Origin of the sequence: Bacillus pretiosus (genome assembly GCF_051294775.1) — a bacterium.
Classification (GTDB): Bacteria; Bacillota; Bacilli; order Bacillales; family Bacillaceae_G; genus Bacillus_A; species Bacillus_A wiedmannii.
In genome coordinates, this window is sequence record NZ_JBPPHF010000001.1 from 168536 (window position 1) to 193459 (window position 24924).

The window sequence follows — 24924 nt, forward strand, 5'->3', positions numbered from 1 at the left end:
ATAATAGGAGGTAACGATACTGCCTCGTGTGGAGTGTTATACCCCTCGTCCCCTCGGGGTTGCGAGAACACGATGAAGCACTAATTTGTATAAATTTGATTGAATTGTATAGATTTAGTTAAGTTTATCGTATCGGAAGAGTATACAGGTTCTACTTTACGGGAGCATTTGGAGGAGAATCTATCAAATACGTTGCAGCTAAAATAAGTGGAATAGTATGTAAAAAAAGCCTTTTAATTAGAAGGCTTTTTATTTTCGGATGAAATTTCAGAATTATCAATTGACTTTACAGTTCTGTTTTTTTATATTAGTAGGTATACTAATAACTACTAATATATATGTATCGTTTTGAGATGAGAGTTATATAGAATGTGAGGGATTACCGTTGGATGAAATAATAAAGGAATTACAAAAGTTAGGTTTTTCCCAGTACGAATGTAAAGCGTATATTGGATTATTAAAACATTCCCCAGTAACTGGGTATGAAGTGAGTAAACAGACAGGAGTACCTCGTTCGATGATTTATGAAGTGCTCGGTAAATTGATGGATAAAGGAGCAGTGCATATCGTTCCTACTGAACCAGTGAAATATGTACCAGTACCAGCTACGGAGCTAATGGATCGAATGCGAAAAGATTTTGAAAAGTCCTTTGAATTTTTAGACCGGAAATTAAATTGTTTAGAACAAGAGAGACAAATAGATGTAATTTCGCATATTCGCTCCAATGATCGTGTTGTAAAAGAAATATGCAATATAATTAATAGGGCAAAGGACGAGTTATGGATTTCTGTATGGGAAGATCAAGTACATGAAATTGAGCCATATATTCGTCAAAAGGAAGAGGAAGGTGTACATATATTTTCAATCTTATTTGGCGCTCCAAATACAAAAATAGGCGCGACGTTTCACCATAATTATATGACGCCCCACGTTGTTGAAAAGAGAATGGGTGGTCATTTAACTGTTATTGCTCGTGATAGAGAGGAAGTATTAATTGCGAACTTTTCAAATGATTGTACCTCATGGGCCGTAACAACGTATGACCCAGCTTTAGTGCTCGTTGCTACAGAGTATGTGCGGCACGATATTATGGTTGAAGAAATCACGAAGGAATTTGGAGCTAATAAGTTAGATACGTTATGGCGTGAAAATATAGATTTAGTTCATGTCGTAACAGGAAAACGAACGATGGAAAGAATGGAGGATGATACGAATGAGTAAAGCTCAGGCACATGTAGCTTTGCAGAGCGATGATACATTTCAGCAAGGAGTAAAAGATTGTTTACCAACTGTATTTGGTTATTTAAGCATCGGTATAGCAGCTGGTGTAATTGCAAAAACAGCAGGTTTCTCCATCATTGAAATTGCATTTATGTCCACTTTAATTTATGCAGGTTCTGCCCAATTTATATTAGCTGGTATGTATGCAGCTGGTGCGCCTGCTTCAGCAATTATTTTTACCGTCTTTTTTGTTAATTTACGCCACCTTCTAATGAGTGCTGCGCTCGCGCCGTACTTTACGAAACTTCCCCTAGTAAAAAACGTAATGATCGGTTCTCAAATTACAGATGAAACGTTCGGCGTTGCAGTGCAGCATGCAGCGCAAAAAGGATATTTAGGTGAAAGATGGATGATCGGGCTTAACGTAACAGCGTATTTAAATTGGATTCTTGCTACTATTATCGGCGGGCTGTTTGGTGAATGGATACCAGATCCGCATACGTACGGCATGGATTATGCATTACCAGCAATGTTTATCGGATTATTTGTCCTTCAGCTCATAAGTAGTAAACCGAAGTTAGCAATTCATCTTACTGTTGCAATTGTAGCGATTATGATCGCATACGTTTCACACTTATTTATGCCAGATAGTATAGCGGTTATTATCGCAACATTACTAGCTGCGACGATTGGAGTTGTGATTGAAAAATGGAAATGAGATTAGACGTACTATTACTTTTATTAGCAGCTGGAGCTGTCACACTCGTGCCACGTATTTTACCTCTACTCGTATTTAGCAAACTACAAATTCCAGACTGGGGTTTAAAATGGCTAAATTACATACCAATTGCGATATTAGCAGCACTTTTAGCACAAGTACTATTTATGCATGAGACGATGCAGTGGGATTACCTTATCGCAGCAATCCCAACATTTCTTGTTGCAATATATACTCGTAGTTTATTAGGTACAGTATTAACGGGAGTGATTGTGATTATTTTGTTACGTTTCTTTTTCTAAAAAGGATTACGCTCATATAATAGCGAAAGGTGTAATAACATGAAAGATATAGGGGTGGTGTTATGATACTTTTAACGATAGGAGCAATTTTGTTAACGTTGTTTATTTTATTTATTATCGGCTTCGTCACGTTTATGATGTTTGTTGATAAGGCGACACCTCAAATATATTATACACCTTGTGAATCAGTGACAGTGAAAACTAAAGGTAAACATAGAAGGAAGAAAAGTTGAATGTTGGCTTTTCTTTCTTTTATTTTATCTGATTTTTCTGTATAATTTAAGTTAGTTATCTAACTAACTTAAAAGGAGGTTGTAGAAGTGGCAAAACCGAATGTTGTTAATAAGAAGAAGTTATTAGAAGCGGCAAAAGCAATTATTGCAGAACACGGGATGGAAAAGTTGACATTAAAAGCAGTTGCAGAAAGTGCTGAAGTTACACAAGGTACCGTATATTATCATTTTAAAACGAAGGATCAATTATTACTTGAAGTAACTGAATCGTTTTGTAAAGCGTCATGGGAACAAATAGGAAAGGATGTACAGTTAGAGAAGGCTTTACAGTCTGCGGAAAGTAGATGTGTGAAAGATTCAATGTATCATCATTTGTTTTTTCAATTAGTAGCTAGTGGATTACAAAATGATGCGATGAAAGATAAAATTGGTGGATTGTTACATTATGAAAATCAAGAATTAAAAGGTGTGTTAAATAAAAAAATAGGAGATACAATGACAACTCAAATTTCAACTGAAACATTGAGCATTTTATGTAATGCATTAATTGACGGATTGGCATTGCAAGCATTATTCAATCCATCTTTTTCTACAGATAAAGTATATGGTGATTTATATACGCTCTTGGAAAAGTTTTCAGTGCTGCAAAAGGGAGGTAATGTCAGTGAATAATAGATTTTGGCTCACTATTTTATTTTCGATTGGTATATGGTTTTTTGCCTCAGCATTCTTCATTATTTTCGGTTCTTCCGTTTTATTAGAATACACTTCAAGTAGATTTTTTCTACAATTGACGTTTCTTGAATTAGGCACAGCTATAGCCTTATACTTTGTAATGTGGTTATACAAAAAACTAGATACTACGAAATATGCAGTTATTAAGTTAGGTATATGCGGTACAGCAATCGGTTTAATTTTAGATACTTACATCTTATATAATTCTTCTAATCTATTCTCACAATTCTCCTCAGAGCAAATCATATCATTTACCATTTGGATGGTTATTGCTTATGCTTTATATTTACTAATTCCTTTCGTCATGGAACGAAAAAAATTGTTGTAAAGAGGTATGTTATCCTCTTTACAACAATTACATCCCGGAAAGAACTAACAAAAACAACCCAAATAAAAAACTAATAAAGGAAAGAAAGCCAATACATATTGAGAACACACGATTGTTTCTCCATTCGCGCCAGAAAACGATAAGTCCTAAAATACAAAGGAGAAACCAAATGGGCAAGAATAGGAATTCGCTAACTTTATCGGGAAGTAACGTATAAAAAGATGTTAAATATAAGATCCAATTTGTAAAAAATAAAATGTAAACGATAATAGATTGTAAGTAGGGACGTTTGGAAAACTCCCCCTTTTTTACGGTTGCAATAATGATAGTTAGTGCTGAGAAAAAGGCAATGAATATGAAAAAAAGTAAGAGTAATGTAAGTGTCATTTAGATCTCCTTTATAAGATTGTTCTTGCAAGAAATGAATCTATTATATTGTATGCTTGCTTTGTAGAGTGCTCGTTATATTTTTCTGTGTACGGATTTAGGAATCCATGCTCACCGTGTAGTTGTTTTATTTCTAATAAAGGATTTTTTTGTTGCTGCAATGTTTGGATTAAAGAGGATATTGAAAAACTAACTTCTTTTTCAGGGAAAATAAGTAAGGTAGCACATGTTGGTTTCATATGAATATAGTCACGTATACGGGAACCGTAACAGCCGATAATAAAATCTATTTTCGGATTGTTACTGCATAGCCAAGAGATGGTAGCGCCAACACTAAATCCGATAAGTCCAATATGTGTATAATTACTTGAAAGAGTATTGATGAATTCTTTAATTTGTTCTTTTCCATCATCAAATCCAATATTATTTACAAAATGTTGATATGCTTTTTCTTCATCACTATAATGAAATGCATGTTGCGATTGTAGAAGATTAGGACAGAATACATCTATATGAGATGAAGTGAAGTGGTGGATAACGTGATGCATATGGTCGTTCACACCATATATTTCATGAACAGCAACGAGAGCTAATTTTTTCTTCATCGTTACAATGTACCTCTATGAAACTTAAATTCTTTCTCAACAAGGCAGATACGTAGATGGAAGTTTTCATACCATTGCTCACGACCTCTTTTTTTCGCTTCTTTATGTAAGGCGTTCTGTTTCCAATTGTCAATTGCCGCAAGTGATTCCCAATAAGAAATTGTGATTCCGAGTCCCGAATGATTTCGTGCACTTTCTACACCTAAAAATCCAGGTTGCTGCTTTGCAAGTTCCTCCATTTTGTCGGCAACGGTACTATAATCTGTCGTATCATTTGATAAATGAGAAGTGAATATAACTGCATAATAATGATTGTTTTTTTCTAAAGCAGATTTCATTATCTTTCCCCCTTAATATATAGTGCGAATAATTCATTTATAGTTTGTATTTTAGCAGGTTAAAAAAAGAAAAGAAGTAGAAGATTCTTATTTTTTCAGTTGTTGTAAAACAAGGGGGTATAGAGAATTTATATGAAAGTAAGAAAAATGCCACTTCAAAATCGAAGCGGCATTTTTTATATTTCCTCTAAGCTATTAACGGGGACCGTTAATTCGCGGTCTGGATTTTTAACTTCATATATGCGGGCGGTTTCGTTGCTTTCATCGACGTGTTGAATTGTAACAGGCATGCCTTGAAAACTAACATTAGCTTGCTCCGCTGACACAGAAAGCTCTTTTGCACGTTGAATATTCATTTATATTCCTCCCATCATTATTATCTTTGCTAAAAAAGAGGAATAATATACCATTTAGAGACATTCTTAAAGTTTTTGTATTATTTGTAATGTTTCTTCAATAAATGAAGAGAAGATGGAATCAGGATAGCTATCTATCGCTTGAACTGCTTCTTTTGCTTCTTTCAAGGCAGATTTTTTATCTTGAAGTTCTATATAGCAAAGGGCACGATAAGATCCAGCTGTTAATAACCACGATTGATCAAGTGGATGACTCATATAATCCGGTATGATAGCACGATCTAATACTTCTAAAGCTTCCTTGTAATGTTTTAAACCATACAGAGATTTTCCTTTTTCAAGATAATACAGTCCATCGTCTTGAAAAATTGGTACATCTTTTAGTTTTTCTCGGAATTGTTCTAAATGTGCTAATGCAATTGTATATTCATTCGTAACGGTATTGTAGTAATAAGCTTTTAATATATCTATATTTGCAACAGATAAAGTATCTTCTGTAAAAATGGCAAATTGCTCAGATTTTTTTATGTAATATAAATATCTTTCTTTATCAGTTGTAATGATTTTTTGATAAGATAAAATACGGTAAAATTCATCTGTTTTATAATACACTTGATGTTTTTTTGAAAATGCAAGTGCATCTAAAATGACTTTTTCACATTTTTCATAATTACCATATGCGAGTAAAATAATTGCTTCTTTTAAATATAATTGTATATGTGTAATAAGATCCATTTCTAAATTCTTCGTTTTATATTCATCGCGAATTTTGGTAATCAACTGTAAACATTCTTTATATTTTTTCCGTTTGTAGAGCATATAGTAAAACAGTAGTTTCGTTTCAGTACTTTCGCGATACAAAGTATATTTTTCAAATATAGAAACAGCTTTTTCAACGTAATATTCAATATTATAATCGTTCATAATAGCCGCTCCAGTTATGAACTGTTTATATAAACGTGCTGTATTTAAAGTAAGAGGTAGTTCTTTTTGAACGATAGGTAGTAAAGTCTCATATACTTCATCGCATTTATTTGCTTTTATTAATGGCTCCATTTTTTGAATGAGTGCTACAATTTCTACATCATCTTCTTCTAATAAAAAACTCGTTTCACATTCAAGTTTTTCTGCAATATATTGTAATGTTTTCATAGAAGGTGTAGCTTTTCCATTTTCAATTTGACTAAGCATGCTTTTTGTCAATTCGGAACCTGCCAGTGCTGTTTGAGTAAGCTTTTTTTCTTTTCGCAATGCCTTAATTTTTTCTCCGAGAGTTGCCATATTGTAGCTCCTTTATAATTAAAAAAGTTAAATGCAATTAAACTTTTTGTTGTGATAATTGGAAAGTTGATTATATAATAAGTTTAACACAATTTAACTTTTAAGGGGAGAGTGTCATAATGGAAGATGTAAGTATAGGTCAAGCTGATTCAAGAATGAAGATTGCAACGAGAAATATCATTTTAATGATGATTGGAAAGATGACGTCTTTGTTAGGGGCGGGTATTTATACGTTTGCAATGGGGTTATACGTACTAAAGACAACTGGTTCAGGAATGGGGTTTGCAATTACGCTCGTTTGTGGATCGCTTCCAAGGATGATCTGTGGTCCAATTGCAGGTGCTGTAGCTGACCGTGTCAATCGAAAATGGCTTGTCATTGGTACAGATTTATTAAGTAGTTTAACGATGCTTATTATGTTTATTCTTGCTACTATATTTGGACCATCACTTCTTTTTATTTATATTTCAGCAGCATTATTATCAATTTGTGCAAGTTTTTATTCTGTTGCATTAACGTCGTCTATTCCGAGTTTAGTGGATGAGGGGCGTATTCAAAAAGCGAGTGCTTTAAATCAAACGGCAGCTTCTTTATCAAATATTTTAGGGCCGATTATTGGTGGAGTTGTATTTGGTTTCTTTTCAATTAAGTCGTTCTTTTTGTTAAATAGCATTACATTCTTTTTAGCGGTTATTTTGCAATTATTTATTGTGTTTGATTTATATAAAAAAGAAGTGGCTGAGAGTAAAGAGCATTTCTTGACGAGTATAAAAGAAGGTTTTTCATATGTAAAACGACAGCATGAAATATATAGCTTAATGAGAATAGCATTGTGGGTAAACTTTTTTGCTTGTGGGCTAACCGTTGCACTTCCATACATTATCGTCCATACATTGCATTTATCTTCAAAGCAACTCGGTACTGTAGAGGGAATGTTAGCAGTCGGGATGTTAATGGGGGCGATTGCTTTATCAGTGCGTAAAGAAGTGAATAATCCGTTTCGTTCTATTTATACGGGACTGTTTTTGTTTGCTGGTTTGAGTTTATGTACAGTCTTCCCGTTGTTAGTTACCATTCCAAAAGTGGCAAGTTTTATTTACTATATTGCTTTTATGATGTTAACGGGTATATCAATTATGATTGTAAATATTCCGATGCAAGTACATATGCAAAAGACGACAGATCCGAGCTACTTAGGGCGTGTGTTTGGCCTACTTGAAACAATTGCTACTGCAATTGCACCGCTCGGTATGATTGTATATGGATTATTATTAGATATGTTGCCAACTAGCATTGTTATGATGACATTAGGCGGAGGTTTATTGTTAGTTGTATTAGTTGGAGTAAAGCAACATATGGCGAAAAAACAAGTGGACGTGTCGGCTTAAAAATAAGAAAATACTAAAAATTTGACTTATCATTATAAAAATGACCAAATTAGTATTTTAGTTTTTGAAACTCTTTTTCATGTATGTTACAGTATAGTGAGCAAGCAAAGAAAAGGAGAAAACATCATGAAAAAATTAAGTTTTGTTATGCTTTTTCTATTAGTCGTGATGGCTGGATGTAGCAACTATGACACATATATTGAAACAGGTATGCAATCATTGAAAGATGAAAAATATAGTGATGCAACGATGTGGTTTGGAAAAGCAGAAAAAGAGAAATCAGGAAATGAAGCGAAATCATATAAAGAAGTTGCTGAGAGAATGGATCACGGGGCAAAAGCATTAAAAGACGGTAAGTATTTAGAAGCGAAAGATATTGCAAATGTAGTGTTACAAATGAAAAAGGACGATGCACTTGAAACAGCTGTAACATCAAATGCAGAGAATATGCTTCAAAAAGCAAAAGATGTGGAAAAGAAAGTAAATGAAAGAGTGGCAAAGCGTAGAAAAGTAGAAGAAGAAGGAATTGATAAACTTATCAAAGCTGTCGATAGCATAGATGACGTGAAAGAAAAAGAGAAAAAATTTTCAGAAGCATTAGATAAGGCTGAAGAGGCACAAGCAAGAATTGAAGCGAAGAAAAATAAATAGAGTTGTAGTTTAAAAGGCTGTCGTGTATAACGACAGCCTTTTAACTTTTTTCTGCATAAGAAGTGATGCTATGTAGTAAAAAAGAAATAATTTTAGAATTCCATCTGTCCTCATGATGAATTGTATAAATGTTACGCTGAAATTCAAATTCAGGGATAGGTATGTAGCATAGTTCATTTCGTTGTACTTCTTGTTCAATAGCGAGTTTAGAAATAAAAGCGACACCATTACCGTATTTTAAAATTTGTTTCATCGTTTCTAATGAATCTAATTCAATTTCGGATTGGAATGTAATGTTATGAGCTAACATCCATTTTGTAAGTAAATCTCTCGTTGTAGATGGATTACGATGCAATAATATACGTTCCTTTTCAATGTCTTGTAATGATACATTTTCTTTTTTGGAAAAAGGATGTTCTTTGGAGAAAACAAGAACAAGTGTATCAGGCATTACAAGCGTCTGTTTTAAAAGTGATTCATCAAACGGTGCCGCAGAAATTACCCCGAGATCAATTTCATGATTTTGTAGCATTGTTCGAATTTCAGGAGCTGTTTTTACCATAAGTGTTATTTTTATATTTGGAAATTCACATTGAAATTGGTGAATAATTTCTGGTAAAAGATAAGTCGCTGGTACATAACTAGCGCCAATTGTTATAGCGCCTTTATGAAAATCTTTAAACTCTTGCGTGACCCGCCTAGCTTCTTTCATAAGTGCATCTATTTTACAAGCATAATGATGCAATGCCTCACCAGCCTCTGTTAAGAAATATCTTCCAGAACGTAATTCAAATAAAGACACACCGAGTTCCTCTTCTAAGCTTTTTATATGGAATGTAATAGTAGGTTGTTTAACACCAAGTTTTTCTGCAACAATCGTAAGCTTTTTATATTTCTTAATAAGCACTACAATTTCTAATTTTAAGAGATTCATGGCAATTTGCCCCTTTTTCTTCTAACTATAGAAAAAATCTATAGAAATAAATAGTTTATTAGAAGTTTTTTAATTTAATCTTTACAGTACATTAACATTCAGTATAAATCTTCCATATAGAATGAAAGCAGGTTAAGAATGAGGGGAGAGAGGTGAAACGATGGACATTAAAATTAGTGGATTAGAAAAGAATTTTGGAAAAACGCAGGCGTTAAAGCCGTTACAAATTGTTATGAAACAAGGTGAATTTACCACACTTTTAGGACCTTCGGGATGCGGGAAAACGACTTTACTTAGAATGATTGCAGGACTTGAAGAACCAGATAAAGGAGAAATATATTTCGGAGATACGTGCATGTATTCTAGTGCGAAAAAAATAAAAACATCTCCTCATGAACGTAATATCGGTATGGTATTTCAAGATTTCGCTTTATGGCCACACATGAATGTATTTGAAAATGTTGCATTTGGTTTAAGGGCTACAAAGCAAACGAATCAATTACGGGAAAAAGTAGAAGATGCAATAAAGCGAGTTCGCCTGCAAGGGATGGAGAAAAGATATCCACATGAACTCTCTGGCGGACAGCAGCAACGTGTCGCATTTGCTAGAGCGATTGTAACAAAACCGCACTTTATTTTGTTTGATGAACCGCTGAGTGCACTCGATGCAATTTTGCGAGAAGAAATGCGATTAGAGCTTATGGATATCGTTCATTCGATCGGTTTAACGGCATTGTATGTCACTCACGATCAAACAGAAGCAATGTCAATGTCAGATCAAATTATTGTCATGAAACAAGGAGAAGTATTACAAAAAGGAACACCAGAAGACATTTATGTGAAGCCATCTCATGAATTTGTTGCAAAATTTGTTGGTAAGGCAAATTGGCTTGTAGAGGGTAAACAAATGATTCGTCCAGAGCATGTGAGCTGGACGAAAAATGAAGTGTGTGAAATGTATACAGGTAAAATTCAGCACGTTACATATGTAGGAGAACGGTATGAAATGAAAGTAAACATGGGTGCACTTGGAATATGGACAGCTTATCACAATAGTAAATTAAGCATCGGTAAACCAGTATCGTTATATGTGCCAAAAAAATATATTCATCATATAGGGGGAGAATCGTATGAAGAAATTCAGTTCGCTTAAGTCTTTATTTGTATGTACGTTATTATTTTCTGCTGTAGTAACAGGGTGTAGTTCAAAGACAGGTAGTGCAGATGCCAAAAATAAAAATGCGAATGAAAAGAAAATTGTTGTATATAGTGCGGGGCCAAAAGGATTAGCAGAAAAAATTCAAAAGGACTTTGAAAAGAAAACGGGTATAAAAGTAGAAATGTTTCAAGGAACAACTGGTAAGATTTTAGCGAGAATGGAAGCTGAAAAGAAAAACCCAGTCGTTGATGTTGTCGTACTTGCATCTTTACCAGCGATGGAAGGATTAAAAAAGGATGGGCAAACGTTAGCTTATAAAGAAGCGAAACAAGCTGATAAGCTTCGTTCTGAATGGTCGGATGATAAAGGACACTATTTCGGTTATAGTGCTTCAGCGTTAGGAATTGTATATAACACAAAAAATGTGAAGACAGCGCCTGAAGATTGGAGTGATATAACAAAAGGGGAATGGAAAGGGAAAGTGAACCTTCCAGATCCGGCACTTTCAGGTTCAGCTTTAGACTTTGTAACAGGATATGTGAAAAAGAATGGGAAAGATGGATGGAATTTATTTGAACAGCTTAAGAAAAATGAAGTTACAGTAGCAGGTGCAAACCAAGAAGCGTTAGATCCAGTAGTAACAGGTGCGAAAGACATGGTAATTGCGGGTGTTGATTATATGACGTACAGCGCAAAAGCAAAGGGTGAACCGGTTGATATTGTCTATCCAAAAAGCGGAACAGTTATTAGCCCGCGTGCAGCAGGTATTATGAAGGATAGTAAAAATGTAGAAGGTGCAAAAGAGTTTATTGATTATTTATTATCAGATGATGTGCAAAAACAAGTTGCTAAAGCGTATTTATTACCAGGCAGAACAGATATAAAAGCTGAAAATAGACCGAATGTAGAAGAGATTCCCGTATTAAATATTGATTGGAAGACAGTTGAGAAAGAACAAGATGAAATAGGAAAACAATTTAAGAAAGTATTTCAATAAGATGGTGATTACATGGTAAATCGATTCGTATCAGTAAGACAAGTTGGAATGACGGTAGCGTTGTTACTTGTGGCGATGTTAATCGTCATTCCGCTTTTTCTCATTTTATTTTCTAGTGTATATGAAAATAGTAGTTGGAATTTTTTAAAGCCTTTTGAAGTGATGCAGAGTGGTGGATTAGCTGGGATTTTTCTAAACTCAATGCTCCTAGGTGTACTCGTAGTAATAGGAGCAACCATATTTGCATTTCCATTAGCATTTATTATGAGCAAAACAGATGTTGGAAAGTATAGTAAGTTAGATATTATTTTTATGATTCCATTTATGACACCGCCATATATTGGATCGATGGGCTGGATTTTGTTCATGCAACCGAACGGCTATTTCGAACAGTTTTTCCCGATGCTAAAGACGATTTCATCTTCGTTTTTTAGTTTAGGTGGTATGGTTTTAATTATGAGTCTGCATTTATTCCCATTTCTTTACTTCATGTTGAAAAACACGTTACTTCAAATTGGAAGTAGTAAAGAAGAAGCGGCAGCAGTTCATGGTGGAGGATTTTTCTATCGTTTACGAAAAATAATATTGCCGTTATTAGTATCAAGTTATGTAATGGGTGCTTTACTCATTTTCGTAAAGACGATTGCTGAATTTGGAACACCGGCTACATTCGGACGAAGAATAGGATTTCATGTGTTAACATCAGAGATTCATAAATTTATTTCGAGTTGGCCGATTGATTTTAGTAGTGCAACAGCATTATCTTCTTTATTACTTAGTGCGTGCATGCTCATTTGGTATATGCAAAATGTATTAAATCGAAAGTATTCATATGCAATGGTTAGTGGAAAAGGTGTGAAATCTAAAAGGTATACATTGTCTATATTTACACGCGTTGTGGCATGGGGCTATGTAATTGGTTTATTAATCGTATCAATTGGAATCCCATACTTTTCTATAATGATTGCTTCATTATCAAAATTAAGAGGCGGCGGCTTGCAGTTAAATAACTTTACAACAAGCCATTATGAAGCATTGTTTACAATTGGCTCTCCAGGATTAGAAGCTTTATGGAACAGTTTTCTCTTTTCACTTATAACAGCGATTATTGCTGTAATGATTGGGGTCTTTTTGGCGCTTATGATCCGAAAGGGGAAAAAGTCCTCTGAAAAATGGCTTGATATGTGCGGTATGTTACCGAATATGGTACCAGGAATCGTGATGGTTGTAGGGCTGATTTTATTTTGGAATTCACCCTATATGCCCATGTCAATTTACAATACACCAGTCATGGTTATCGTGACGTACGTTGTTCTTTTTTTACCTTATACGGTGCAGTATGTAAAAGCATCGCTCGGGCAAATTGATGATTCTCTTGTACAGGCAGGAAGTATTTTTTCTGGAAATTATGTTTATATTTTTAGAAAAATAATATTACCTCTTATTATCCCGGGCATTCTTGCTGGGTGGGCGATGACATTTACAATCTCGATAAGAGAGTTAGTAGCATCCCTTCTTGTACTGCCTCCATCAGTAGAAACTTCAGCAACATTTATTTTTGCTCAATTTGAACAAGGAGAAGTATCTATTGGAATGGCAATGGCTGTCGTTTCAGTTGGACTTACAACAATATGTTTATTACTTCTGCAACATATGGAGCAAAAACGAAAAGGGGTAGCATGATGAGGATAGAAGTGTGGGGAGGAGCGGGGGAATATGGTCGTTCCTGCTACTTCGTAAAAAATAAAGAGACGAAAATATTGTTTGATTGTGGTATTAATCGATCATATGAAGATAGTTATCCGAGAATAGAGAGGAAAGTTGTACCATTTTTAGATGCAGTATTTTTGTCACATATTCATGAAGATCATACGATGGGTTTACCATTATTAGCGAAGTATGGATATAAGAAAAAAATTTGGACGACTCGTTATACGAAGAAGCAACTTCCCGCTTATTATGAAAAATGGAGAAACTATAATTTGACGCAAGGATGGAATGTACCTTATAACGACCAAAATGTTAAAGATTTAAATTATGTATATATTGATGAAATTAGTAATCCGAATGAATGGATACAGATTACACCTACATTGCGTTTTCAATGGGGGTATAGTGGGCATGTATTGGGGGCTGTTTGGTTTTTAGTGGACATGAGTCATACATATGTATTTTATTCTGGCGATTACTCAGCAGAGTCTAACATACTACGAGCTAATTTACCTGAGAATTTGCGCGCTGATATAAAAGTCGCAATTGTTGATGCAGCTTATCATACTGATGATGTTTCGCAACATGAACGAGTAAACGAACTATGTACAGAAATTGAGGGAGTTGCGCAAAAGAAAGGAATAGCATTACTACCGTTGCCACCGCTTGGTAGGGCGCAAGATATCGTATTGTATTTGTATAAAAAATATAAAGAACTTCCCATTATAGTAGATCAAGAAATTTTGCATGGATTTGAGGAGATGTTCGCATATAAAGATTGGCTCAAAAATAATGAAGAACTTGAAGGGCTTATGGAGAGTTTAAAAAGAAACATAATCGCTATGGATCATGACATCGGTACGCAAAATAGTTATGGAATAGTTGTAATGAGTGATGCGAATATGCAAACGAAACGAGCGCAGTTATATTATGAACAACTGCGATATGAAGAACGAAATTCCATTATATTTACAGGACATATTGCTAAAGGGAGTTTTGCAGAAAAGGTTATGAAAGAACGTGTAAATAAAGAATGTAGGGTGAAGCGAGTTCCTTATAAAGTTCATCAAAGTATAAGTGACGTTAAGGCAATGTTAAATACACTATTACCAGAACATACGGTGTTAGTACACGCTTTGAAAGAGGATACGGATCGATTACAGAAAAAGCTTAGCACGGCAGGGTATGAAAATGTACATTCACTTACTATGGAACGTATAGAAGTCATTTGAAATGTAAAGGGGATAGGTATATGAAAAAAGTATTTGTATTCGTAAGCATTTTCTTTTGTTGTTTCCTTTATAACGTTAAGGAAGGGTTTGCTGCCAGTCCGATGACACCTAGTTTTGAAGTGAAATTATTATTAAAACCAGAACAAGTATTAGGTTATAACAAAGAGATAAATCAAGAGGTACTAGAATATTTCCAGGCTGGTACAAATTATGAAAGAATACAAGTGCAATTTTTAGATACGGTAAATAAAAATTTAAGTAAGGAAGGTTGGTTTGCTAGAATTCGAAAGAAAGAATTTAGTAAAGATTTTGAGCTAACATATAAAAAAAGATATCCTATTCCAAACGGTGTAATTCAAGATGCACTAGAAGTAGCTAAAAATGATGGATTTGATAGTAAAATCGATAACTATGATGCGGAAATAGATTGGGGATTTGAGAAGAAAACGTTAAGTATTTCAAATAAGAAAAGCTACAGTGCTAAAGGATATGGAGTACTTGATTTACCAAACGAACGAGCTGCTCAAAACATGTTAATAGAAAAGTTGCCAGGGAAAATGAACAAATGGTTGTATACGAATTGGGGAGAAGAAATGCTCAAAAATTCTCGTATTTATGGGCCTGTATTAATGAAAAGGTATACAGCTGAATTTGAAAATATTAAAACGAATATTGAAGTTTGGCCATTAAGTAATACAGGGAAAATAGAAGATGATTTCGTAATAGAAGTGTCGTTTAAAACAAAAGAGGAAAGTATTGCAACAAAACAAAGAGAATTATTAATGAAGAGTTTAGAACAAAAAGGATGGTTGTTACCGAAAGATAGTTTGAAGACAGAGCTTATTTTTCAGTGAATAGTAAAAAGGAATCCATATTCCATGGATTCCTTTTTCTAATATATGAGTATTAAGCTAAATCAGCTGACACGAACATATCATTATTTTGAAGGTTTTTAGAGCGTAAACTATAAGCAACTACTTTCTTTTTATGTTGCTTTACAACATCAACATGCTCTTCATGACTATAAATATAAAATGTAAAATCTTTTTTGCCACGTTTTGCATTGATTATTAAAGGCGTACCCTCATTGTGTGGCGGTGCATAATAGCGATCTAAAAATAAACCTTCGTTAAAATCATGAATAATTTTGGATTTTTGTTCGCCTTCTAAGTTATTTCCATTGATTGTAACAGTCGCATTCTCTTCTTCAAGTTGCGGATGTGTTTCGTACTTGCTAATAATGGATTCAATAACAGTGTTAGGAAGGCTCGAAACGATAATTTTAAATGCCCCAAATACAACTAACATAACAATAAACCAAGTCGTCATAGTATATCATCCCCTTTTTCCTATTAAATAATATAACTCATATGGTAATAGTACATATGGTGAAGTTTTGTATAATTTGTGAAAAATATGCCATTTTTACAAATGAAATATTAGAAAAATCAATTTTGTTACAAAAAGTTGAAATCGAAGTATTTTAAGAGAAAAAGGTTTATAATAAAAATATAACTAATAACCACATTACTAATTATAAGGAAGTGTAACTATGAGTACTGTAACAATCGTGTATGGTATTATTCTTTCCACAATTATCATTTTATTTATCGTTGGGGTTTCACGTTATATTCATAAATGGAAAGAAGGCGTTGCGAAATTAAATCACATTGAAGAAGAACTTAGTGATTTAATGTTACATCATGGTAAGTAAAAAATTTATTTTTTAACTAAATAATGTGAAGAATATCACAAAACATGCTCTCCTTATGAAGGCATGTTTTTTTGTTATGTGAATGATAGGCACATTCATACATTTTTTCCATACGATACAGTGTGAAACTAGAAATGTTCGGAGTGGAAAAGAGGGATAAAATGAGTAGTTCAGGTTATGTTCCAGATAATAAAAATTTAAAGAAAAGTTCAGGAACTCCAAACCTTTTCTTTGATTCGAGAAAAAACATCTTTTTTAAAAGAGATGAGAAAAACGTTGCCTATGAAGTTACGTCAACGCAGTTACCAGCAATGATCGGTGGAGCGTTTGTCGATTTATTTATGACAAAAGGGCACATGCGGGAACCACATTGGCATCCGAATGCGTGGGAATTAGATGTTGTTGTATCAGGAGAAGCGATTACATCTATCTTAAATCCGGAAACGAATCAATTGCAAAATTATCATGTAAAAGCGGGGCAAACCGTCTTTATTCCAATGGGATGGTGGCATTGGATCACAGCGGTAACAGAAGAAGTACAATTACATTTGTTCTTCAATAACGATCAGTTTGAAACAGCAGAAGGATCAGACATACTTAGATTAACACCGCCAGAAGTATTTCAAGCTGCATACGGTGTAAGTGCGGAAAAATTAGGGAAGGACCTTTCGCAAATTAAGGAGTCAGTTGTCATTGGTCCTCCTAACTCCAATCGATTAAAAGGTGCTAAAGAAAGTGGCGACTCAAATATAGTCGTTACGTTAAATGGACAAATAACATCATGTGAAATAGAGTAACTCTTTCTTTTTTAGGAAGAGTCACTCTGTTTTGTATAATTTTGTAATTAGATTCGTTATAATTATATAGTAGGGAACTTAAAAGGGGGGCATATTGTGAACATATTAAAGATTATAGGAATTGTTGCAGGAATTATTATAGTAGCCGCTATAGCTTTCTTTTTTATTATGAAGTACTATTTGTCAAAAGAAGATCCTAATTACGTATTACAGTACATAAAAGAGCATAAAGGTGATAAAACATGTTCATTACTAATTAGAAAAAATGGGGAAGTAGTAAAATCTATAAATGAAGATGTAAAATTGCCATTAGCGAGTATGGCCAAAATTGTAATAGCCGTTGAATTTGCTAAGCAAGTGTCAGAAGGAAAAATAAGTCGGGATGAACAAATTTCATTGCAGGAGTTAGAAAAATATTACGTTAAAAACACTGACGGTGGAGCGCACCCTGACTGGTTAGAAGATGCCAAAGCGAGAGAATTAGTGAAAAATGGACAAATCGCTTTAGAAGAAGTCGCTAAAGGGATGATTCATTATAGCTCTAATGCAAATACAACATATTTGTTAGATAAGCTTGGAATAGAAAGAGTAAATGATAGTTTAAAAGAATTAGAGCTTACGAGTCATGACAAGTTCTCTTCGTATACTGCTTCACTATATATGAGAGGGTATGTAGAAAAAGAGCTTCATGAGCCAGAAAATCAATCGTTAGAAATGATACGTAACATGTCAAAGGATGAGTATAATAAACATGTTTTACAAATTCATGAATGGATGAAAGATGAAGAAGAATGGAAAAAACGGGATATCCCCTTAAAAGTAGATATGGAATTTCAGCGAATTTGGTCAGATCGATTAGTGGGTGCAAACGCTAAAGATTATATGAGTATAATGGAAAAGATAAATAGTAGAAATTATTTTCCAAAACCAATGCAAGAAGAAATCGAGAATGTTTTCAAAGGAACAGTTAATAATAGTAAGTTAGAATACGCTGGTCAAAAAGGTGGCTCTACTGCATTCGTATTGACAAAAAGTTTGTATACTACGGATAAGAAGGGTAATAAGGTAGAAGCTGTCATTATGTTTAATAGTATAGAAGATCAAGTTGCATATCAAAAGCTGAGAAATAATGTAGATTATTTTATTCGAGACATTATAACAAGTGAGGAATTCAAAAATAAATTATAATAGAATAATTTTATTATGTAAACAAGGTGCTATTAAAGGTAGGTGTTGAGATGAGGTTGAATGAGTATATGCTTGAAACGTTTCCAAATTTAGAACTTAGACCACCTCTATTTTATAATGGGGATATTGGTATTCGCTTTAGATTAGGTGTGAACTATGATTGCAATAACATTTATGAAAACTGCCCATATTTAGAAGGCGTTTATAATAGAGCGATTACTTTATTTCAGTCTTTACATGCAACAGAAGATGATATTTATATCGTAGTGGATGTAAATGACTATGCAGACGGTGAAATTTTCAAACACAAATTGAATATCTTTTCTAAGTATGTAAAAGAGAAGTCCGATTTGTTTAAGTTACAGAAAAATACAATCCCTTATATTTTTCCAGAAGACGATGAAGACGGGGTATATAAAACTCATAGATATACTTTGAAATGTAAAGTTTCAGACTTGAAATACATTCCTATGCTAAAAGCAATTTGTAATCAAGATATGGGAATAAAACCGCGTATTTTTCATAGGGTGTATTTCATAAATATTAACAAGAATACTATATTTCACGTTTATGATGATAGGGGTTGTGATGTATTAGCTACCTCTCCTAATACAATTAGAGATATTTATCATACATATAATGATTGGATATTAGAATACGACAGAAATAAAATTGATAAAGTATTTAATTGAATGTAGTCTATTTTAAATGAGGGAAATACCATAGAGGTGTTTCCCTTTTGTTAATATGAAAATCAACATTCAAATTTGACAGCACTTATTATAAAGGTAAAGGGATTTGATGGTAATGTATTGAATTTGGATAGAAACAGAAAAGGGGGATGAATGAATGACGACAATATATTTCGTTCGCCATGCCCACTCTACCTATACAAAAGAAGAACGGGAACGGCCTTTATCTGAAAAAGGTTTGTTAGATACGCAGCATGTAACACGCTTATTAAAAGATAAACATATTGATGTTGTGATTTCTAGTCCGTACAAAAGGGCAATGCAAACTGTGCAAGGAATTGCGAATACATATAATTTATCAATACAACTGGAAGAAGATTTACGGGAAAGGCTATTAAGTAAAGAACCAGTACAGGATTTTAATGATGCTCTTCAGAAGGTATGGGAAGACTGGACTTTTGCATACGAAGGCGGAGAATCAAATGATGTAGCGCAAAGACGTGCTGGAATATGTATGCAAAGTATATTAAAAAAATATAAAGGTAAGAATATTGTAATAGGTACTCATGGGAATATTATGGTATTACTAATGAATTATTTTGATTCGAAATATGATTTTCAGTTTTGGAAAACCTTTCATATGCCTGACGTGTATAAATTAACTTTTGATAATAATTGTTTCAGTTCTGCTGAAAGAATACAGTCTACAGATTATCAGATAAATAATTTGTAAAAGTTTATCAAAAAAAGAGGAAAGGGAGAAGTTATTGTAGAAGTATGACTTTGTAACATAAAAAATATGTGTTAAAGGAGGCTGTTTACATGTTTGAGAAAGAGAAAGAAGGGCTTATTGAAGTTCAGAACGTATTTGAAATTGTACCAGCAGATGGAGCAATTATTGGTATGGCAACGGAAGAAGAAATGGAAATTGCTGCTGAACTAGAGCTGCAGTACTATGCCCATTCTCGTTTGTTAGAAGCAAATATTCAGTTAGACGGTTCCTCCTACAAAGAGTTACTTCAGGAGTTCCAGGAGTACGAAAGAAAATCAATGAGCTTTTGGCGAGCAATACATAAGCGTTTAGCTGTGCCATGGGCATGGGTATTACGTATTGACGTTGCGAATGGCCCTATATATGTAAGTAATGGGAATTCGTATTATGAAGAAATCGATGATGAAGAAGATTATGAATAGATAAGTAAGGAAGCAGCGTTAGTTGCTTCCTTTTTTTATTTGCAAGGAGTGAATTGCTTCAATAATAATATCTGGTCGAGTATTTTCAATTCCGTGACCAGCATGTTCGGCAAGTATATATTGGCTATTTATTGAGAGTTGTAATTGTTCATGAATCAGTTCTTGCCACATTGTTTCTAGTTGTGTTGCTTCCTCTTTTGGCATGCCATCCTCAGTCAACTGAGTAATAGAATATTGAGGGTCCCTACCAATAACGATTAAAGGTGTTTCTAATGTTTTATATAACTCTTTTATTAAGCGAGCACAATTTTTCCACGCACATAGTTCAGAAGCTGTCGCTTTATATAATAGAGGGGAGGTAGAAAATTCAATGTACTGTCTTGATTGATCAACGAGTATAGGTTTTAGTTCATTATTAAGCATGTCTATATCCATTTTGGAGTATGTATTATATTTTTGAAGCCACATATCATCCGAATCCGTTTGATCAGAAATTGGTAAATGCAGTTCATCTAATCGGTGTAAGTTCATAGAAGTAGAATCAACTAAAATAAGTGCTTGCAGCTTATCTTCATGTAACATCGCAAAATGTTGTGCACATAAGCCTCCATAGGAATGACCGATTAAAATGATAGGCTCGTGAATAGCAAGTTCATGTAGTAACATATGAAGTTCGTTTGTCGCTTGTCTTGTAGTACGCGAATAATTTCCTAGTTCACTTTTTCCGTAACCTGGGCGATGGTATGAAATGACTGTAAAATGTTGTGAAAGTTTTTCTATAATAGGGAGCCAATCATAAAATGAGCAACCCATTCCGGTCTGAATAACTACCGTTTGTTTACTACTTCCTTTTGTATATACTTCTATAGTTTGCTCCAATACCTCTACAAATTTATAAATAATAAACCCTCCTAACTAAGCTTGAAATAATTTTTGACAAGCAAAAACGATACACCAAACACCTATACCAAACAGGACAGATGTACTAAGTGAAAATGAGTTTTTTAGACCAATATAGACGATAAATAGTAGTAGTGCGGATGCAGGAAATCCATATAATACGCCTATAGCAAATTGACTTAATTCTTGTTTGTTCCCGCCTTCTAAAGAAATCCAAAATAGGCTTAGTAAACTTACAAGAGGAAGGGCAGCAATAAAGCCGCCTATCGTACTATAATGTTTAGCGACTTCAGTAATAACGCCAATAATAAGTGCAGAAACGATTACTTTAACGAGGAAATGCATATTTTGCCTCCGTCGCTAATAACGAAAAGGCTTTTTCAATTAATTGTTGTTCTTCTTTTGATAACTGTGATTCTAATATTTTTATCTTTTCTTTATCTAGTAAAGTATGCTTTTCTAATATTTCAATGCCTTCTTTCGTTAAAGTAAGGTTTACGACCCTTTCATCTTGTTTGTTTCTTTCTTTTATAATAAATCCTTTTTGAATAAGGCGCTTTACGTGTTCTGACGCTGTGTTATGAGAGAGACTAAGCTCAGTAGCCACTTTTCCAATTGTTATATCTTTCTCACGAGAAATGAGTTGTAAAATACGAATGGCTTGGTGAGAAAGGTTGTCCTCATACTCATATCGTAAGTGATAATAAATGCTCTCCCAATGTTGATTGATGTCTTTCATAATGATAAATCCCCCTGTTTTTATATCGTATAGTAAGATATATTCGTGAACGTAGAAATAAAATCCTTTTATTTGGATAAAAAATGTTGAAAAAGTTTATTTTTATTGAAATATAAGGTAATCTATGTGTAAAGGTATACATTTAGCAAGAGAGAGGATGATAGCTGTGAATACATTCAAATGGATGAGTCATGAACAGATGTATGTAGATGAAATACATGTTGAAAAATGTGGTCCTCTTTCAGTCGGCGTATATGGGGGAAATCAAGAGAGTGATGCATATGAACGAGGAGATGCGGTACTTGCTTGGTGGGATCCTGAATTACAATTTGAATTTGTTATGATTTTTGATACACACCACAAAACAAAAAATATTGATTATATAATAGAAGCAATTTCAGCAAGAAAAGAGAAACTAAAAGAGTTATTTTCTTACCCGATACATTTAGCTTTTCATCATACGCATATGTACTTATTAGCGTTATTTACAGATGAATTGTTTATTGAAAAATGTGATCAAGATGACGAGGAACTTGCATGCTTAATTTGTTTGCGAAAAGGCGAATTTTTATATTGGCTATCAGTTGGTGATTGCTTCGCATATTTATTCCATTCTGAAAAAACGAAGAATGGTAAAGGGCGGTTAAATAAACGGAAGAATTACGAATATATTGGTAGGAAAAATATTTTTGCTGCAAATACACCTTGCTTTACATCAGGTGTCAGAGGATTAGAAAAAGGAATGAATCACATTGTAATGGCAACGGACGGTATTTTAGAGTGTGATAAACGAAAATTTGATGATGATCAATCTTTAGTAGAAATATTGCACGACGGAAGTTGCTTACAGATTGAGCCAGTATTAACAAATGTACTGCAGTGGAAAGGTAGAGATTGTGCAACAATTATTGGATGGTCCATTGATACTGAAAATAAAAAATGCGCTAATTAATATAAAAGGAGTTCAAGGTTTTTATCCTTGAACTCCTTTTTGTTAAGCAATATGAATATGATACGTTTTCAACCATTCATTTACTTGTAGCATATATTCCATAGCACTTCTTGCTTCAAAATTGTTAATTTCTTTATTGCTTTCATCGGCAATGGCAAGTAATGTGGAATGATTAATAAGTGAGAAAATAGGATTGTTTTTATTACTGCACAAGTCGAGTGATAAATGACGGATTGTTTGTAAATAATGTGGATCTTGTGAAGTTGGATAAGCACTTTTTCTTCTATTGCGTACATCGTCAGGTAAAGCAGGTTGCAGTGCTCTACGTAAAATGCCTTTTTCAATATTATCAATGCTTTTTATATTGAAAGGAACGTTCCATAAATATTCAACTAATCTATAATCGCAAAACGGTACACGTACTTCAAAGCCTACAGCCATACTCATACGATCTTTACGATCAAGTAAGAACGGGAGAAATCTCGTTAAAAATAAATAAAACATTTGGCGTTGTTTCGCGGATTTTTTACTTTCCCCTTCAAGAGTAGGTACTTCAAGAATCGCTTCTTGGAAGCGTGTATCAATATAGTTTTCTAAGTTGCATTGGTTATTTACTTCATTTAGTAGAAGAGGGGAAGTGTTTTTCCAATTTGTTAGCCAAGGAAATTTATCGACAAATAGTAAATCCTCTTGATGAAACCAAGGGTACCCACCGAATACTTCATCAGCAGATTCGCCGGATAAAGCTACAGTTGCATCTTTTTTCATTTCGCAAAATAGTAAATATAGTGAAGTTTCCATTTCGCCAGCACTCGGTAAATCTTTTGCACGGAGAGGGACGAATAAGTGATTTGCTAATTCTTCAGCATTCACAATAATGTCATGATGAGATGTCCCTACATGTTCGGAAACACGTTTTACCCAAGGAGCGTCTAAACCAGTGCGAGCAAATGTCAGCTCGAAATCTTTTGCACTATTTACAAAGTCAACGGAATACGTATGAAGTGTTTTATTTTCCGCTGCAAACTCTTTACCCGCTAGTGCAGTAATACCGCTAGAATCTAATCCTCCTGATAACATACAAACGAGAGGAACATCGGCAATTAATTGTCTTTTTACTGTATCTTGTAAAATAGATAAAATATGTGATGATGTATCTTCAGTAGAGTCTGTATGAACTTTACTTTCTAAATTCCAATATTTCTTAACTACTTTTTTATCACGTGTAAACGTTATAGAATGTCCAGCACGCACTTCTTGAATATGTTTAAAGACGCCACATCCTGGAGTTCGAAATAATCCTAATCCAAATATTTCGTTTATGCCATCTGCATCAATTTCAGCAGGGACAGATGGATGCGCTAATAGTGCTTTTATTTCAGATCCGAAAATAATGCTGTCATTTCTTTCAGTATAAAAGAGTGGCTTTACGCCTAAATGATCACGTGCTAAAAATAATTGTTGCTTCTGATCATCCCATATTGCAAAGGCAAAAATACCATTTAAATGTTGTACGCAATCTTCTTTCCATTCTAAATAAGCATGTAGTAATACTTCTGTATCTGAATGCGTTTCAAATGCATGACCACATTGTTGAAGTTGCTCTCTAAGCTCGCGGAAATTATAAATTTCTCCATTATAAGTAAGAGCATACGTATAATCACCAGCACGAAATGTCTTCGGCTGTGTTCCGCCTTCTGGATCAATTACGATTAACCGACGGTGTGCAAAGGCCGCACGAGGTGAAAACCAAAATCCTTCAGCATCCGGACCGCGATGCTGGATACTATTTGCCATCTTTTCTAAAATAACATGTTCATTGGAAAGATCCTTACTCCAATTTACCCAGCCTGTAATTCCACACATACACATCTCATCTCCTAGTTTAAAATGTTGAAAAGTAGATTAATGAAATAAAGTGAAACTTTAATCAGTGGGGGGGTTCCATCCCCCACTGATTATTAGTTGAACCAATCGGGCTTTTACGGACAGTTATCTCCCACCTAACTTCCTCGCATTCGCCCAATTTTGAGGTGGGATTTATTGCCCGTTAATGCGGAGTAAAATGTACACCAAGTTAAAGAATGACTATATAAATAGTGTACTACATGAATTAAATTGCAGACTTGAGAAAATTTTCTTGTAATACATAGTTATGTGAGACAATGGCGT

General features: G+C 34.1%; 32 protein-coding genes. 21 read left to right on the top strand and 11 right to left on the bottom strand.

What is annotated here, in order from left to right:
* The first annotated feature begins 385 nt into the window (after positions 1-385).
* The 6 genes from ACSG5Z_RS00890 (at position 386) to ACSG5Z_RS00915 (ending at position 3538) form a co-directional block, all read left to right on the top strand.
* Positions 386-1222, top strand: coding sequence for a TrmB family transcriptional regulator (locus ACSG5Z_RS00890; RefSeq protein ID WP_435710407.1), 837 nt, complete (start codon positions 386-388; stop codon positions 1220-1222).
* Positions 1215-1940 (top strand): AzlC family ABC transporter permease, encoded by a 726-nt coding sequence (locus tag ACSG5Z_RS00895; RefSeq protein ID WP_262748406.1) that lies wholly within the window; start codon positions 1215-1217, stop codon positions 1938-1940. Before ACSG5Z_RS00890 ends, ACSG5Z_RS00895 begins: the two co-directional genes overlap by 8 nt.
* Positions 1931-2242, top strand: coding sequence for an AzlD domain-containing protein (locus ACSG5Z_RS00900; protein WP_000425942.1), 312 nt, complete (start codon positions 1931-1933; stop codon positions 2240-2242). The genes ACSG5Z_RS00895 and ACSG5Z_RS00900 overlap by 10 nt, the downstream gene beginning before the upstream one ends.
* 62 nt (positions 2243-2304) lie before the next feature.
* Positions 2305-2475 (top strand): DUF3951 domain-containing protein, encoded by a 171-nt coding sequence (locus tag ACSG5Z_RS00905; protein WP_048561248.1) that lies wholly within the window; start codon positions 2305-2307, stop codon positions 2473-2475.
* An 87-nt stretch (positions 2476-2562) separates the two neighbouring features.
* Entirely contained in the window at positions 2563-3147 is a 585-nt protein-coding gene (locus tag ACSG5Z_RS00910) for a TetR/AcrR family transcriptional regulator (protein WP_087983192.1), read from the top strand.
* Positions 3140-3538 (top strand): DUF5367 family protein, encoded by a 399-nt coding sequence (locus tag ACSG5Z_RS00915; RefSeq protein WP_142287555.1) that lies wholly within the window; start codon positions 3140-3142, stop codon positions 3536-3538. Before ACSG5Z_RS00910 ends, ACSG5Z_RS00915 begins: the two co-directional genes overlap by 8 nt.
* Positions 3539-3565: 27 nt before the next feature.
* Here the strand turns inward: ACSG5Z_RS00915 and ACSG5Z_RS00920 are convergent, their stop codons facing one another.
* The 5 genes from ACSG5Z_RS00920 to ACSG5Z_RS00940 all read right to left on the bottom strand — a co-directional run bounded on the left by ACSG5Z_RS00920 (position 3566) and on the right by ACSG5Z_RS00940 (position 6505).
* The gene (locus ACSG5Z_RS00920) at positions 3566-3925 is read right to left on the bottom strand and encodes a hypothetical protein (protein WP_087983188.1); all 360 of its coding nucleotides are present in this window, start codon (positions 3923-3925) and stop codon (positions 3566-3568) included.
* An 11-nt stretch (positions 3926-3936) separates the two neighbouring features.
* Positions 3937-4530: a dienelactone hydrolase family protein gene (locus ACSG5Z_RS00925; protein ID WP_087983186.1), complete on the bottom strand. Its 594-nt coding sequence runs from the start codon at positions 4528-4530 to the stop codon at positions 3937-3939.
* A gap of 2 nt (positions 4531-4532) precedes the next feature.
* Positions 4533-4868 (bottom strand): antibiotic biosynthesis monooxygenase family protein, encoded by a 336-nt coding sequence (locus tag ACSG5Z_RS00930; protein ID WP_088610064.1) that lies wholly within the window; start codon positions 4866-4868, stop codon positions 4533-4535.
* Positions 4869-5044: 176 nt separating this feature from the next.
* The gene (locus tag ACSG5Z_RS00935; protein WP_137012631.1) at positions 5045-5224 is read right to left on the bottom strand and encodes an H-type small acid-soluble spore protein; all 180 of its coding nucleotides are present in this window, start codon (positions 5222-5224) and stop codon (positions 5045-5047) included.
* Between the two features lie 66 nt (positions 5225-5290).
* A complete protein-coding gene (locus tag ACSG5Z_RS00940; protein ID WP_435710408.1) occupies positions 5291-6505 on the bottom strand; it encodes a helix-turn-helix domain-containing protein in 1215 nt (404 codons plus the stop codon).
* A gap of 119 nt (positions 6506-6624) precedes the next feature.
* Between ACSG5Z_RS00940 and ACSG5Z_RS00945 the strand changes: the two genes are divergently transcribed.
* Complete coding sequence (locus tag ACSG5Z_RS00945; RefSeq protein WP_435710409.1) at positions 6625-7893, top strand: MFS transporter; 1269 nt, start codon at positions 6625-6627, stop codon at positions 7891-7893.
* 126 nt (positions 7894-8019) lie between these two features.
* Complete coding sequence (locus tag ACSG5Z_RS00950; protein WP_098815367.1) at positions 8020-8544, top strand: DUF4398 domain-containing protein; 525 nt, start codon at positions 8020-8022, stop codon at positions 8542-8544.
* 40 nt (positions 8545-8584) lie between these two features.
* Here ACSG5Z_RS00950 and ACSG5Z_RS00955 read toward each other — a convergent pair whose 3' ends face one another.
* Positions 8585-9478, bottom strand: coding sequence for a LysR substrate-binding domain-containing protein (locus tag ACSG5Z_RS00955; protein ID WP_098147404.1), 894 nt, complete (start codon positions 9476-9478; stop codon positions 8585-8587).
* Between the two features lie 160 nt (positions 9479-9638).
* On the opposite strand from ACSG5Z_RS00955, the gene ACSG5Z_RS00960 reads away from it, so the two are divergent.
* From ACSG5Z_RS00960 to ACSG5Z_RS00980, 5 genes are read left to right on the top strand one after another with little or no spacing between them, the layout of a single operon-like run.
* Complete coding sequence (locus ACSG5Z_RS00960) at positions 9639-10631, top strand: ABC transporter ATP-binding protein (RefSeq protein WP_098068116.1); 993 nt, start codon at positions 9639-9641, stop codon at positions 10629-10631.
* Complete coding sequence (locus ACSG5Z_RS00965) at positions 10609-11634, top strand: ABC transporter substrate-binding protein (RefSeq protein ID WP_046959003.1); 1026 nt, start codon at positions 10609-10611, stop codon at positions 11632-11634. Before ACSG5Z_RS00960 ends, ACSG5Z_RS00965 begins: the two co-directional genes overlap by 23 nt.
* 12 nt (positions 11635-11646) lie before the next feature.
* Entirely contained in the window at positions 11647-13317 is a 1671-nt protein-coding gene (locus ACSG5Z_RS00970) for an ABC transporter permease (RefSeq protein WP_435710410.1), read from the top strand.
* Entirely contained in the window at positions 13314-14576 is a 1263-nt protein-coding gene (locus ACSG5Z_RS00975; protein ID WP_435710411.1) for an MBL fold metallo-hydrolase, read from the top strand. The genes ACSG5Z_RS00970 and ACSG5Z_RS00975 overlap by 4 nt, the downstream gene beginning before the upstream one ends.
* 20 nt (positions 14577-14596) lie before the next feature.
* Positions 14597-15430 carry a hypothetical protein gene (locus tag ACSG5Z_RS00980; RefSeq protein WP_262748392.1) on the top strand — a complete coding sequence of 278 codons (834 nt, stop codon included), beginning with the start codon at positions 14597-14599 and terminating at the stop codon, positions 15428-15430.
* A gap of 52 nt (positions 15431-15482) precedes the next feature.
* Here ACSG5Z_RS00980 and ACSG5Z_RS00985 read toward each other — a convergent pair whose 3' ends face one another.
* On the bottom strand, positions 15483-15905 hold the full coding sequence (locus ACSG5Z_RS00985; protein WP_073529983.1) for a YfmQ family protein: 423 nt from the start codon (positions 15903-15905) through the stop codon (positions 15483-15485).
* 41 nt (positions 15906-15946) lie between these two features.
* Between ACSG5Z_RS00985 and ACSG5Z_RS00990 the strand changes: the two genes are divergently transcribed.
* The 7 genes from ACSG5Z_RS00990 (at position 15947) to ACSG5Z_RS01020 (ending at position 20161) form a co-directional block, all read left to right on the top strand.
* Positions 15947-16063 (top strand): hypothetical protein, encoded by a 117-nt coding sequence (locus tag ACSG5Z_RS00990; RefSeq protein WP_002011946.1) that lies wholly within the window; start codon positions 15947-15949, stop codon positions 16061-16063.
* Positions 16064-16128: 65 nt separating this feature from the next.
* Entirely contained in the window at positions 16129-16290 is a 162-nt protein-coding gene (locus tag ACSG5Z_RS00995) for a peptidase (protein WP_087983163.1), read from the top strand.
* A 161-nt stretch (positions 16291-16451) separates the two neighbouring features.
* Positions 16452-17087 carry a cupin domain-containing protein gene (locus ACSG5Z_RS01000; RefSeq protein WP_060489788.1) on the top strand — a complete coding sequence of 212 codons (636 nt, stop codon included), beginning with the start codon at positions 16452-16454 and terminating at the stop codon, positions 17085-17087.
* Positions 17088-17183: 96 nt separating this feature from the next.
* Positions 17184-18275, top strand: a complete 1092-nt coding sequence (locus ACSG5Z_RS01005) for a serine hydrolase (RefSeq protein WP_435710412.1) — start codon at positions 17184-17186, stop codon at positions 18273-18275.
* A 50-nt stretch (positions 18276-18325) separates the two neighbouring features.
* Positions 18326-18967 carry a DUF3885 domain-containing protein gene (locus tag ACSG5Z_RS01010; RefSeq protein WP_098222385.1) on the top strand — a complete coding sequence of 214 codons (642 nt, stop codon included), beginning with the start codon at positions 18326-18328 and terminating at the stop codon, positions 18965-18967.
* A 157-nt stretch (positions 18968-19124) separates the two neighbouring features.
* Complete coding sequence (locus ACSG5Z_RS01015) at positions 19125-19700, top strand: histidine phosphatase family protein (protein WP_435710413.1); 576 nt, start codon at positions 19125-19127, stop codon at positions 19698-19700.
* Positions 19701-19789: 89 nt separating this feature from the next.
* On the top strand, positions 19790-20161 hold the full coding sequence (locus ACSG5Z_RS01020; protein ID WP_046959012.1) for a hypothetical protein: 372 nt from the start codon (positions 19790-19792) through the stop codon (positions 20159-20161).
* An 18-nt stretch (positions 20162-20179) separates the two neighbouring features.
* On the opposite strand, the gene ACSG5Z_RS01025 is transcribed toward ACSG5Z_RS01020, so the two are convergent.
* From ACSG5Z_RS01025 to ACSG5Z_RS01035, 3 genes are read right to left on the bottom strand one after another with little or no spacing between them, the layout of a single operon-like run.
* Positions 20180-21040: an alpha/beta hydrolase gene (locus tag ACSG5Z_RS01025; RefSeq protein ID WP_199695956.1), complete on the bottom strand. Its 861-nt coding sequence runs from the start codon at positions 21038-21040 to the stop codon at positions 20180-20182.
* 36 nt (positions 21041-21076) lie between these two features.
* The gene (locus ACSG5Z_RS01030) at positions 21077-21406 is read right to left on the bottom strand and encodes a DUF3147 family protein (RefSeq protein WP_000545644.1); all 330 of its coding nucleotides are present in this window, start codon (positions 21404-21406) and stop codon (positions 21077-21079) included.
* Positions 21390-21800: a MarR family winged helix-turn-helix transcriptional regulator gene (locus ACSG5Z_RS01035; RefSeq protein ID WP_435710414.1), complete on the bottom strand. Its 411-nt coding sequence runs from the start codon at positions 21798-21800 to the stop codon at positions 21390-21392. The genes ACSG5Z_RS01030 and ACSG5Z_RS01035 overlap by 17 nt, the downstream gene beginning before the upstream one ends.
* Positions 21801-21924: 124 nt before the next feature.
* On the opposite strand from ACSG5Z_RS01035, the gene ACSG5Z_RS01040 reads away from it, so the two are divergent.
* Positions 21925-22752, top strand: coding sequence for a PP2C family serine/threonine-protein phosphatase (locus ACSG5Z_RS01040; RefSeq protein ID WP_088062938.1), 828 nt, complete (start codon positions 21925-21927; stop codon positions 22750-22752).
* A 42-nt stretch (positions 22753-22794) separates the two neighbouring features.
* Here ACSG5Z_RS01040 and asnB read toward each other — a convergent pair whose 3' ends face one another.
* Positions 22795-24618 carry an asparagine synthase (glutamine-hydrolyzing) gene (gene asnB, locus ACSG5Z_RS01045; protein WP_435710415.1) on the bottom strand — a complete coding sequence of 608 codons (1824 nt, stop codon included), beginning with the start codon at positions 24616-24618 and terminating at the stop codon, positions 22795-22797.
* Positions 24619-24924: the final 306 nt, after the last annotated feature.